Here is an 11,435-nt window from a genome sequence, read left to right as displayed (position 1 = left end):
TCAGCCGACCGCGCGGTGGAGCGGCAGGTACGGCGACAGGTCGGCCCGCTCGCCGCTCGCGCGGACCCGGCCCGCCTGCTCCGCCTCGTGCCAGGTCAGCTCGCCGGTCGCGAGCGCGATGATCGTCGCGGCGTCGGTCTCGACGACCGCCGGCGGGGTGCCGCGGGTGTGGCGGACGCCAGGGACGACCTGGACCGCGGCGTACGGCGGCACGCGGACCTCGACGGAGTGGCCGGGCGCGCGGGCCTCGAGCAGCGCGAGGTAGTGCTTCACGAGCAGCCGCAGGTCGCCCTTCTCCCCCGTGCCGGCCTCGTCCGCGCGCACCCGGGCCAGGGCGGCGGAGACGTCGGCGGGGTCGGCGGGGCGGAGACGTGCGGGCATCAGGCCTCGCCCTCCTCGTCGGCGCCCTCGTCGGTCTCGGGCATGGGCTGGATGAGCTGGTAGACCGAGTACGTCGTGCGGCCGTCGTCGTCCGCGCCGCGGGTCCGCCGGCGCCAGTCCTCGACCACGGCGTTGATCTCCAGCATCAGCTCGTGCGACTCCTCGGCGGTCAGCCGCACCGCGTGCTCCGACACGCTCTTCGACCGCTCCCCGCCGGGGGCGAGCGCGCGGTCGACGAGGTGGTGCCCCCAGGCGACGGCGCTGCGCTGGAACACGGCGTACGCCGCCCTCCCGCCGGGCCGGTCGAGCATGTCGCGGGTGCGGAAGCTGATGCCCTCCTCGTCGGCGAGCCGCCAGACGCGGTCGCGCCGGTCCCGGGCCTCGTCGGGCGCCTCCTCGACCAGGCCGTACTTCGCCAGCTGGCGCAGGTGGAAGCTGGCCTGGTTCGCCGGCACGTCCAGCAGCCGCGCGATGTCGGCCGCGCGCAGCGAACCGGCGGCGGAGAGCTCGGACAGGATCCGGTTGCGGGTCGGGTGGGCGACCGCGCGGAGGATCCGCGGGTCGTCGTACGTCGCCATGCCGCCAGCCTACCGCTGACCCGCACGCTCCATTGCGCAACGGTTCTTGCGCACGTTACGTTGCGCACGTGCCGTCGTACCGCTCGCTCGCCCGCAACCACGACTTCCGGGCGCTCTGGATCGGGCAGACCGTCTCGGAGGTCGGCAGCCGGATGTCGATGTTCGTCTTCCCGCTGCTGACCTACCTGCTCACCGGCTCCGCCCTCCTCGCCGCCGCCGCGGAGGCGGTGCACCTGCTCGGCCTGGCCGGGGCGCTCCTGCCCGCCGGCGTCCTGGCCGACCGCGTCGACCGACGCCGGATCATGCGGGTGGCCTCCGCCGCCGGCGTGCTGCTCTACGCGTCCCTGGCGGTCGCCGGGCTGCTGGACGCGCTCACGGTCCCGCACCTGCTCGTGGTCGCCCTCCTGACCGGCGTGGGTGCCGGGATGTTCATGCCCGCCGAGATCTCCGCCCTCCCGGCCGTGGTGACGTCCGAGGAGCTGCCCACCGCGCTGAGCCAGAACCAGGCCCGGATGCACGTCGCCGCGCTGGTCAGCGCGCCGCTCGGCGGCCTCCTCCTCGGGGTCGCCCGGTGGCTGCCGTTCGCCGTCGACGCGGTCTCCTTCGCCGTGTCCTGGCTGCTGCTGGGGCGCCTGCGCACGGACCTCTCCCCCACGCCGCACGCCGGCCCACCGCGACGTCCGCTGAAGGAGCTGGCGGACGGCGTCCGGTTCGTGTGGTCGCGGCCGTTCTTCCGGGTGCTCCTGGTGTGGGGCGCGCTGACCAACCTGGCCGTGAACGCGCTGTTCTTCGTCGCCGTGCTGCGGCTGGTCGAGAGCGGCACCGACGCCGTCCACATCGGCCTCGTCGAGGCCGCCGCCGGGCTCGCCGGCATCATCGGGGCGGTGGTCGCGCCGTGGCTGGTCGAGCGGTTCGCGACCGGGCACCTCACGGTGGCGATCGCGTGGTCGTTCCTCCCGCTGGTCGTCCCGATGGCGCTGTGGAACGAGCCGCTCGTCGTCGCCGCCGCGCTCGGCGCCGGCATGCTGCTCAACCCGGCCGGCAACGCCGGCATCGCGTCGTACCGGATCGCCGCCACCCCGCCCGACCTCATCGGCCGCGTCCAGGCGACGTCGCAGTTCGTCTCGATGTCGGCGATGCCGCTCGCGCCGCTGCTGGCCGGCCTGCTGCTGGAGTCCTACGGCGGCGCCGCGGCGATCCTGGCCCTGGGCGCGTTCACCGCCTGCGTGGCGTGCGTCCCGACCTTCTCCCGCTCGGTCCGGTCGGTGCCGCGACCCGCGGCGTGGGAGCGGTACGCCGCGCCGGCGGTCGCCGCGGCCGCCTGACGGGGCGCGCAGCCCGTCGCCGTGCGGGCCCTCTGTGCAGGCCCTCTGTGCAGCCCCCCGTGCAGTCGCCCGTGTAGACAGGCCCCATGAGTCCCCGCTCCGCCGGCCGCACGGCCCGCTCGCTCGAGACCCTGCACGCGATGTGCTACTTCGCCCCCGAGATCGAGGACGAGATCGCCGGCCTGGGGGTGCGCCGCGGGCGCGGGGCGTACTTCGCCGGTCGAGCCGCTCCCCTGGGCCGGGTCGGGGCGGGGACGGTGACCGCCACCTTCTACGTCTTCCACCCCTCGCTGGTCGCCCACCTCGTGCCCGCGTGCTGGGAGGCCGCGGCGCCCGAGGCGGTGACGGCGGCGCGCTACCGCGGGGTGGACGCGGCCTACCGGCGGCTGCTCGGCGAGGAGGTGCTGGCCTCCCGCGACCTGGCCGAGGCGGCCGACCTCGCCCGGCGGGCCGCGGAGGGCTGCCGCCCCGAGGGGCGCCCGCTGCACGCGGCGCACGCCGACCTGCCCTGGCCCGAGGCACCCCACCTCGTGCTCTTCCACGCCCTCACCCTGCTGCGTGAGCACCGGGGCGACGGCCACGTCGCGGCCCTGCTCGGCCACGGGCTCTCGGGCCTCGAGGCGCAGGTGACCCACGTGGCCACGGGCACCGGCTTCACCGTGGCGGCGGCGCGGGCGACCCGCGGCTGGAGCGCCGAGGAGTGGGACGACTGCGTCCGGGACCTGGCCGGCCGGGGGCTGCTGACCGAGGACGGTGCCCTGACCGAGGCGGGACGGGCGCTGCGGGAGTCCGTCGAGGGCGCGACCGACGAGCTCGGCGCGGCGCCGTGGGCCGCGCTGGGCGAGGACGGCGCCGACCGGCTGCGCACGCTCGCGCGGCCGTGGGCCAAGCAGATGGTCGCCGGCGGGGTGTACCCCGCGGGCGTCTTCGCCTGAGGCCGCGCCGTGCCGGAGGGGGACAGCGTCTACAAGCTGGCGCGGCGGCTGGACCGGCCGCTCCGCGGGCGGACCATCACGCGCAGCGACCTGCGCCTGCCCCGGCTGGCCACGCGGGACCTGTCGGGGCGGGTCGTGCTGGAGCACGCGACGCACGGCAAGCACCTGCTCACCCGGTTCAGCGGCGGGGCCACCCTCCACACCCACCTGCTGATGGACGGATCCTGGTCGGTCACCGGCCCCGGCAAGCAGCTGCCCCGCAGGCTGATGCCGGACGTGCGGATCGTCCTCGCGACCGACGCCGGCCACACGGCGTACGGCATCAAGCTGCACGAGGTCGAGCTCGTCGAGACGGCGCGCGAGCACGAGATCGTCGGCCACCTCGGACCGGACCCGCTGCGGGAGGACTGGGACGCCGAGGAGGCGGTACGCCGCCTGCGCGCCGAGCCGGACGTCGCGCTCGTCTCCGCGCTGCTCGACCAGCGCAAGGTGGCGGGGTGGGGGAACCTGTGGGCCAACGAGCTGGCGTACCTGGTCGGGCGCAGCCCCTGGACCCCGATCGGCGAGGTCGACGTCGAGCGGCTGGTCGCGCTCGGCGCGCGGGCGCTGCTCCACTCGGCGACCGTCGAGGGCGCCTACCAGGTGACGACCGGCATCGGCCGCAAGGGCGAGTCGCACTGGGTGACCGGACGCGCGGGGCGGCCGTGCCTGCGGTGCGGCACCAAGGTGCAGGTGGTCGCGGAGCTGCCGAACGACCCCGCGAACCGGCGCACCTGGTGGTGCCCGCACTGCCAGCCGGGCCCGGGGCCCGAGGCGCGGGTGCCGACGTCGGTCGCGCGCCGGTAGGCGCTACAGGAGGACCACCGGGTCGGCCGCGGCGTCGCGCAGCAGGCCGAGGACGGCCGCCGCCGTGCGGGAGCCGTCGAGGTCGCGCGGCCCCGGCACGAGCACCGGGTCGTCGAGCAGCAGGCGGCCCAGGCCGAGCGCCGTCCGGGCGCCCAGTCCTGTGGTGATGACCAGGTCGGCGCCGCCGAGGTCACGGGCCCGACCGGCCACGAGCTGGTCGTCGTGCGGCTCGGTCGCGAGGTCGGCCTGCAACGACCACGCCGACACCCGGCTGCGGCGTACCTCCGCCGCCGTCGCCTCCGCCGCCGCTGCGTCCGCGTCCACGACCAGGACGCTCGCCCCGGACCGGCCGAGCCGCAGGCACACCTCATGTCCGGCGCCCACCCCGCCGCCCACGACGACCCCCAGCTTCCACCGCAGCAGCACCTGCACAGGCTAGAGGGGTGGCGGCTGTCCTCCGCTGGTCGAGCAGCGAGCCCCCTGGCAGCCGGCCTCCGGCCTCGGGTAGCGGGTGGTTGCGGTGGAGGCAGCCATGAGGAGAGGTACGCCGTGGGTCGCGGCTGCCTCCCGGCTCACGCTCTCGGCTGGTCGAGGTGGGCCGCCAGGCCCGTCTCGAAACCCGCCGAGGAACTCTCCAGATCGGTGTCCGCATACTGGTCTGACCTGGGGAAACAGCGGCCGCACTGTCGGTGGTCACTGCTTGAGTAGACCCATGGCCAAAGACTCCCGACACAGCGCACACCCGGTGTGCCGCGCGGTCGCAAGACCCGCTCGGCATGCGGCTCCCAGCTGTGGCAGATGTCCGACGGCGAGGTCGCCGCGACCCTCCTCGAAGCCACCCGGCTCCGCGCACAGGTCGAGGCCCTCGAGCTCCGCCTGGCCGCCAAGGCCGACCGCCGCGCGGTCGGCGACAAGGTCGGCGCGACCGACACCGCCTCGTGGTGGGGCCACGAGACGAAGCAGGACCGGCCGGCTGCCAAGCGCCGGATGCGGCTGGCCGAGTCGCTCGACCGCCACGCCCCGACGTCGGCCGCCCTGGCGGAGGGCGCGATCAGCACCGACCACGCCCGCGTGATCACCGAGTGCGTCGACCGGCTCCCGGACGACCTTCCCGACCCGACCATCCCCGAACGGGCCGAGAAGCACCTCCTGCACGAGGCTGTCGACCTCGACCCGCGATCGCTGGCGATCCTGGCCAAGCACGTCCTCACCGTCGTCGCACCCGAGATCGGCGAGGAACTCGACGCGCGGGCGTTGGAACGCGAGGAGCGCGAGGCACGGGCGAACGCGTGGCTGACCATGAGCCTCGACGGGAAGGGCAGCTACCGCGGGAAGTTCGCCATCCCCACGATGCAGGGCGCGATGCTGCGCAAGATGCTGCTCGCGTTCGCCGCGCCCAAGCACCAGGCCGCCACCAAGGACGAGGACGCATCGGAGGTCGCCGAGCGGCGACCGCCACCGGAACGGATGGGGGACGCGTTCTGCGAGCTCATCGAACGCCTCCCCGCCCACAAGCTGCCGCAGCTCGGCGGCCTCAACGCCTCCATCGTCCTGCTCCTCGACTTCACCGGACTGAAGAGCGACATCGGCCGCGCGGTCCTCGAGACCGGCGAACCCATCTCAGCGGCGCTGGCCCGGCGGATGGCGTGCGAGGCCGGGCTCATCCCCGCCGTCCTGGGCAGCCGCTCCGAGCTGCTGGACCTGGGCCGCACCGCACGGCTGTTCACCGGCGCCCAACGCCTCGGCCTCGTCCTCACCCAACGGCAGTGCACCGCCCTCGGCTGCGACTGGCCCGCCCACCTGTGCCACGCCCACCACGACGACAGCTGGCTCAACGGCGGCAAGACCAACACGACAAGGCCCGGCTGCTCTGCCCCCGCCACCACGCCCGCATCCACGACCCCACGTTCGAGACCACCATCCACCCCGACAACCAGGTCACCTTCCACATGCGGATATAGACCACGCACCCGCCGGCTGGACGACTACCCCAGCGCCCGGGCTCGCCTGCTCGACCAGAAGTGGGTAGGCGCCGCCACGACCCTTGTGGAGCGTCGTGGCGCGGACCTAGGTTGACCGCCTCGCGTGCCGCCGGCGCGCCCGTCTCTCGGGAGACCCCTGTGAGCAGAATCCGCACCAACCGGCCTGTGGCCGGCACCCTCGCCGGTCTTGCCGGCGCGGCGGTCCTCGCCGCCGCCACCCTGCCCGGCACCACCGCCACCGCCTCGCCCGCACCAGCAGCCGCCCCAGCAGCAGCCCCCGCTGCCGCGAAGGCCGGGCCCGACGACAAGGTCGCCGCGCTGGTCAGGTCCGTGACCGGGCCGGGCGTGCGCAAGCACCTCGTGGCGTTCGAGAAGATCGGTGACCAGCACGGCAGCCGCGCGTCGGGCACCCCCGGCTACCGCGCCTCGAAGAACTACGTGGTCAACCAGCTGCGCAGGGCCGGCTACCACCCTCAGGTGCAGTCCTTCGACTTCCCGTACTTCGAGGTCACGGCCCCGTCGGTGCTCGAGCGCACCGACCCGGACCCGGCGACGTACGTCGAGGGCACCGACTTCGACCTGTTGGAGTACTCCGGCTCCGGTGACGTGACGGCCACCGTCGAGGGCGTCGACCTCGCGCTCGACGACATCGAGAACTCCACCAGCGGCTGCGAGGCCGAGGACTTCGCCGGCTTCACCGCCGGCAACATCGCGCTCGTCCGCCGCGGCACCTGCGACTTCGCGGTCAAGGTGGTCAACGCCCAGGACGCCGGCGCCGCCGCGGTCATCGTGATGAACCAGGGCAACGGCGAGGACCGCAGCGGCCCCTACATCGGCACCCTCGGCGGGCCGGTCGGCACGGTCCCGGCCGTGACCAGCAGCTTCGCGGTCGGCCGCGACCTCGAGGGCGCGACCGCCCGCGTCTCCACCTCCACCGAGTCCGAGACCCGCACCACCTGGAACGTCACCGCCCAGACCCAGCGCGGCCGGCAGGGCAACGTCGTCATGGCCGGCGCCCACCTCGACAGCGTCGTCGAGGGCAACGGCATCAACGACAACGCGACCGGCAGCGGCGCGCTCCTCCACGTCGCGGAGAAGCTGGCGAGGAAGATCAAGGCGCCCAGGAACCAGGTGCGGTTCGCCTGGTGGGGTGCTGAGGAGTCGGGCCTGCTGGGCGCGGAGCACTACGTCGGCGAGCTCGCCGCGGAGAACCCCCGGGCGCTGCGCGACATCGCGCTCTACCTCAACTTCGACATGGTCGGCTCGCCGAACTACGCGCTGTTCGTGTACGACGGCGACAACTCCGCGTTCCCGGCCGGCGACGAGGCCGCCGAGGCACCGAAGGGGTCGGCGCAGATCGAACGGGCCTTCCGGAAGTTCTTCAAGAGCCGCGGCCTCGCCACGCGCCCGACCGCCTTCGACGGCCGCAGCGACTACGGCCCGTTCATCGCCGAGGGCATCCCGGCGGGCGGCCTCTTCACCGGCGCCGAGGGCATCAAGACCGAGGCCGAGGCGAAGCTGTTCGGCGGCGAGGCCGGCGAGGCGTACGACGCGTGCTACCACCAGGCCTGCGACGACCTGTCCAACGTCAACATGAAGGCGGTGCGGGTCAACACCAAGGCGATCGCCTCGCTGGTCGGCACCTACGCGTTCAGCACGAAGACGGTCAACGGCCGCGCCACCGGCCACGACCGGCGCAACGCGACCACGCCGCTGGCGCACGGCCACGGCCACGGGCACGGGCACGGCGGGACGCTGACCGTCAGCCGCTGAGCCGGCCCGACGAGATCGACCTCGACGGGCTGGACTCGACGGGCTGGGCGCTCAGCCCAGCCCGTCGAGGATCCCGACGATCTCCGCCCAGGCCGGGCCGTCGGGGTCGATGACGACGAAGTGGTCATCGTCGACGGCCACCAGCTCGGCCCGGGCGCCGGCGGCGGTCGCGGCGGCGACGTACTCCTCGGACTGGTTGATCGGGACGATGTCGTCGTCGCGGCCGTGGACGCACCACAGCGGTACGCCGAGGGGCAGCTGCTGCTGCGGGTCGTAGGCCGCGTCGACCGCGCCCGGGTCGGCACCGATCCCGAGCAGGTCCTGGACGGCCGTCTCGCCCACGCCCTCGCGGATCGCCCGCCGCAGGTCGAGCACACCGGCCTGCGACACCACCCCGGTGAGCTCGACGCCGCCGGCCCAGCGCTCGTCGCGCGCGCGGGACGCCGCCCACGCCGCGAGGTGACCGCCCGCGGAGTGCCCCACGGCGACGACGGTCGACAGGTCCAGGTCGGTCCCGCGCAGCGCGTCGATCGCGGCGGCCACGTCGTCGAACGTCTCGGGAGCGCCGCCACCACCGCCGGTCCCGGAGCCGACCCGGCGGTACTCGATGTTCCACGCCGCCCACCCGCGCCGCGCGAGGTCGACGGCGAGCGGGGTGCCGAGCGACAGGTCGTACTGCGCGCGCCAGAAGCCGCCGTGCACCACCACGACCACCCCGCGCGGGTCACCCGCGGGCAGGTGCAGCTCGCCGAACCGGGCAGGACCCTCGCCGTACTCGATCCGTCGGACCTCGGGGGTCGTCGTCACGCGCTCACTCCTCCTCGATGTGGGGCCCGGCGGCGGGTCGTCGCCGCAGGCGGCCAGGGAGCCGATACCCACCGCGGCCGGGCCGCCCAGCACCACACGTCGTGACAGCCTCACTCGAACCGGCCCTGCCGGCCGCGCTTGGTCTCCCCGCGCCGCTTCTTCGCGGCCAGCCGCCGCTCCTTCGACCCGCGGGTGGGCCGGGTCGGCCGTCGGGTGGGCGGTGGCGGGGCGCAGGCGTCGCGGAGCACGGCAGCCATTCGTTCCCGAGCGGCCCGGCGGTTGGCGAGCTGGGTGCGGTGCTCGCTCGCGGCGATGGTCAGCACCCCGTCGACCAGCCGCCCGGCCAGCCGGCCGAGGACCCGGTCGCGCAGGTGGTCGGGCAGCGTCGGCGAGCCGGCGACGTCGTACGACAGCTCGACCCGCGAGTCGGCCGTGTTGACGCCCTGGCCGCCGGGGCCGGACGAGCGGGAGAACCGCTCGGACAGCTCGGCGTCGGGGACGGTCCACCGCCCCGTGACGACCAGGTCGTCGGGCAAGGCCTAGGCCAGCGCAGCCGGCAGCGTCGCCGTCCAGGCCGAACGCAGCTCGAGCAGCGGCACCTCGAAGGCGCCCTCGACGACCAGCGCGTCGCCGCCGGTGGTCCCCAGCTCCGTGAGGGGTACGCCGTGGCGCGCGGCGAGGTCGCGCAGGCGGTCGGCGTCGCCGGCCGGCACGGTGACGACCGCGCGCGCGGCCGACTCCGCGAACAGCCCGACGAAGGCGTCGCCCGGAAGGGTCACGGTCACGCCGACCATGGTCCGCATCGCGGCCTCGGCGAGGGTCTGGGCGAGCCCGCCGTCGGCGCAGTCGTGGGCGCTGGTGAGCAGGCCGACGCCCTCGTGGAGCAGCTGGGCGAGCGCCTTCTCGGCCGCGAGGTCGACCCGCGGCGGGGTGCCGCCGAGGTGGCCGTGCACGACGTTCGCCCACTCGGAGCCGGAGAGCTCCTCGCGGGTCTCGCCGAGCAGGAAGACGGTCTCGCCCGCCTGCGACCACGCGGACGGGGTGCGCCGGGTGACGTCCTCGACGACCCCGAGCACGGCGACGACGGGAGTCGGCAGGATCGCGGTCTCGCCGGTCTGGTTGTAGAGGCTGACGTTGCCGCCGGTCACCGGGATGCCGAGCTCGGCGCACCCGTCCTTGAGGCCGCGGCAGGCCTCGGCGAACTGCCACATGACCGCCGGGTCCTCGGGCGAGCCGAAGTTGAGGCAGTCGGAGATCGCGAGCGGGACCGCGCCGCCGGTCGCCACGTTGCGGTAGGACTCCGCGAGGGCGAGCTGCGCGCCGGCGTACGGGTCGAGCTTGGCGAACCGGCCGTTGCAGTCGGTGGAGACCGCGACGCCGAGGTTGGTCTCCTCGTCGACGCGGACCATGCCGCTGTCGGAGGGCTGGGCGAGGACGGTGTTGCCGCGGACGTAGCGGTCGTACTGGTCGGTGATCCACGACTTGTCGCAGAGGTTCGGGCTGGCGACCATCCGCAGCAGCGTCTTCCGCAGCTCCTCGGGGGTCGAGGGACGCGGGAGGTCCTCGGCGCGGTCGGCCTGGAGGGCGTCCTGCCACGACGGCCGGGCGAGCGGACGGGAGTAGGTCGGGCCCTCGTGGGCGACCGAGCGCGGCGGGACGTCGACGACCCGCTGGCCGTGCCAGTCGACGTGGAGGCGACCGGTGTCGGTGACCTCGCCGATGACCGCGGCCTCGACGTCCCACTTCGCGCAGATCGCGAGGAAAGCCTCGACGTCGCCGGGCTCGACGACGGCCATCATCCGCTCCTGCGACTCGCTCATGAGGATCTCCTCGGGCGAGAGCGTGGAGTCGCGCAGCGGCACCTTGTCGAGCTCGACGTGCATGCCGCCGTCGCCGGCCGACGCGAGCTCGGAGGTGGCGCAGGACAGGCCCGCGCCGCCGAGGTCCTGGATGCCGGCGACGATGCCTGCGGCGAAGATCTCGAGCGTGCACTCGATGAGCAGCTTCTCCATGAAGGGGTCGCCCACCTGCACGGCCGGGCGCTTGGCCGGCCCGCTGGTGCCGTCCTCGGCCGCGTCGAACGTCTCCGACGCCAGCACCGAGACGCCGCCGATCCCGTCGCCGCCGGTGCGCGCGCCGTACAGCACGACCTTGTTGCCGACGCCGCTCGCCTTGGCGAGGTGCAGGTCCTCGTGGCGCAGCACGCCGACGCAGAGCGCGTTGACCAGCGGGTTGCCGAGGTAGGTCTCGTCGAAGACCGCCTCGCCGCCGATGTTGGGCAGGCCGAGGCAGTTGCCGTAGCCACCGACGCCGGCCACGATCCCCGGCAGCACGCGGTGCGTGTCGTCGGCGTCGAGCGGGCCGAAGCGCAGCGGGTCCATGACCGCGACCGGGCGGGCACCCATCGCGAGGATGTCGCGGACGATGCCGCCGACGCCGGTCGCGGCGCCCTGGTACGGCTCGACGTACGACGGGTGGTTGTGGCTCTCGACCTTGAACGTCACCGCGTAGCCCTGGCCGATGTCGATCACGCCGGCGTTCTCCCCGATGCCGGCGAGCGTCTTGCCGAGCGGGGTCTCCTGCGGCAGCTCGGAGAACTGCTTGAGGTGCACCTTGGATGACTTGTAGGAGCAGTGCTCGCTCCACATGACCGAGTACATCGCCAGCTCCGAGCTCGTCGGGCGGCGCCCGAGGATCTCGCGGATGCGTTCGTACTCGTCCGCCTTGAGGCCGAGGTCGGCCCAGGGCTGGTCGCGGGCGGGGTCCTCGGCGGCAGCGGCCACGGTGTCCAGCACGGCGGCCAATCTA

General features: G+C 74.4%; 11 protein-coding genes. 5 read left to right on the top strand and 6 right to left on the bottom strand.

What is annotated here, in order from left to right:
• Entirely contained in the window at window positions 1-381 is a 381-nt protein-coding gene (locus tag H7344_RS16155; protein ID WP_186347032.1) for a sterol carrier family protein, read from the bottom strand.
• Entirely contained in the window at window positions 381-959 is a 579-nt protein-coding gene (locus H7344_RS16150; RefSeq protein WP_186347031.1) for a winged helix-turn-helix domain-containing protein, read from the bottom strand. The genes H7344_RS16155 and H7344_RS16150 overlap by 1 nt, the downstream gene beginning before the upstream one ends.
• A gap of 68 nt (window positions 960-1,027) precedes the next feature.
• On the opposite strand from H7344_RS16150, the gene H7344_RS16145 reads away from it, so the two are divergent.
• From H7344_RS16145 to H7344_RS16135, 3 genes are all read left to right on the top strand, one after another.
• The gene (locus tag H7344_RS16145) at window positions 1,028-2,284 is read left to right on the top strand and encodes an MFS transporter (RefSeq protein ID WP_186347030.1); all 1,257 of its coding nucleotides are present in this window, start codon (window positions 1,028-1,030) and stop codon (window positions 2,282-2,284) included.
• A gap of 86 nt (window positions 2,285-2,370) precedes the next feature.
• The gene (locus H7344_RS16140; protein WP_186347029.1) at window positions 2,371-3,219 is read left to right on the top strand and encodes an SCO6745 family protein; all 849 of its coding nucleotides are present in this window, start codon (window positions 2,371-2,373) and stop codon (window positions 3,217-3,219) included.
• A 9-nt stretch (window positions 3,220-3,228) separates the two neighbouring features.
• On the top strand, window positions 3,229-4,065 hold the full coding sequence (locus H7344_RS16135) for an Fpg/Nei family DNA glycosylase (protein ID WP_186347028.1): 837 nt from the start codon (window positions 3,229-3,231) through the stop codon (window positions 4,063-4,065).
• A gap of 3 nt (window positions 4,066-4,068) precedes the next feature.
• Here the strand turns inward: H7344_RS16135 and H7344_RS16130 are convergent, their stop codons facing one another.
• Window positions 4,069-4,491 carry an SDR family NAD(P)-dependent oxidoreductase gene (locus H7344_RS16130; RefSeq protein WP_186347027.1) on the bottom strand — a complete coding sequence of 141 codons (423 nt, stop codon included), beginning with the start codon at window positions 4,489-4,491 and terminating at the stop codon, window positions 4,069-4,071.
• Window positions 4,492-4,863: 372 nt separating this feature from the next.
• Between H7344_RS16130 and H7344_RS16125 the strand changes: the two genes are divergently transcribed.
• Both H7344_RS16125 and H7344_RS16120 read left to right on the top strand, forming a co-directional pair.
• On the top strand, window positions 4,864-6,141 hold the full coding sequence (locus H7344_RS16125; protein WP_186347026.1) for a DUF222 domain-containing protein: 1,278 nt from the start codon (window positions 4,864-4,866) through the stop codon (window positions 6,139-6,141).
• Window positions 6,142-6,185: 44 nt separating this feature from the next.
• On the top strand, window positions 6,186-7,820 hold the full coding sequence (locus H7344_RS16120) for a M20/M25/M40 family metallo-hydrolase (protein ID WP_186347025.1): 1,635 nt from the start codon (window positions 6,186-6,188) through the stop codon (window positions 7,818-7,820).
• Between the two features lie 51 nt (window positions 7,821-7,871).
• Here H7344_RS16120 and H7344_RS16115 read toward each other — a convergent pair whose 3' ends face one another.
• The 3 genes from H7344_RS16115 to purL form a co-directional block, all read right to left on the bottom strand.
• On the bottom strand, window positions 7,872-8,627 hold the full coding sequence (locus H7344_RS16115) for an alpha/beta hydrolase family protein (RefSeq protein WP_229707224.1): 756 nt from the start codon (window positions 8,625-8,627) through the stop codon (window positions 7,872-7,874).
• Between the two features lie 110 nt (window positions 8,628-8,737).
• The gene (gene arfB / locus H7344_RS16110) at window positions 8,738-9,163 is read right to left on the bottom strand and encodes an alternative ribosome rescue aminoacyl-tRNA hydrolase ArfB (RefSeq protein WP_186347024.1); all 426 of its coding nucleotides are present in this window, start codon (window positions 9,161-9,163) and stop codon (window positions 8,738-8,740) included.
• A 3-nt stretch (window positions 9,164-9,166) separates the two neighbouring features.
• Window positions 9,167-11,422: a phosphoribosylformylglycinamidine synthase subunit PurL gene (gene purL / locus H7344_RS16105; protein WP_186347023.1), complete on the bottom strand. Its 2,256-nt coding sequence runs from the start codon at window positions 11,420-11,422 to the stop codon at window positions 9,167-9,169.
• Window positions 11,423-11,435 lie beyond the last annotated feature (13 nt).

This window comes from Nocardioides deserti (assembly GCF_014266025.1).
Taxonomy (GTDB): Bacteria; Actinomycetota; Actinomycetes; order Propionibacteriales; family Nocardioidaceae; genus Nocardioides; species Nocardioides deserti.
The sequence above is the reverse complement of the archived record's forward strand: the minus strand, read 5'-3'. Positions and strand labels throughout refer to the sequence as shown.

Coding starts and splice junctions, on each gene's coding strand:
- H7344_RS16155 (WP_186347032.1), bottom strand. CDS start 381: ATGCCCGCACGTCTCCGCCCCGCCGACCCCGCCGACGTCTCCGCCGCC.
- H7344_RS16150 (WP_186347031.1), bottom strand. CDS start 959: ATGGCGACGTACGACGACCCGCGGATCCTCCGCGCGGTCGCCCACCCG.
- H7344_RS16125 (WP_186347026.1), top strand. CDS start 4,864: ATGTCCGACGGCGAGGTCGCCGCGACCCTCCTCGAAGCCACCCGGCTC.
- H7344_RS16140 (WP_186347029.1), top strand. CDS start 2,371: ATGAGTCCCCGCTCCGCCGGCCGCACGGCCCGCTCGCTCGAGACCCTG.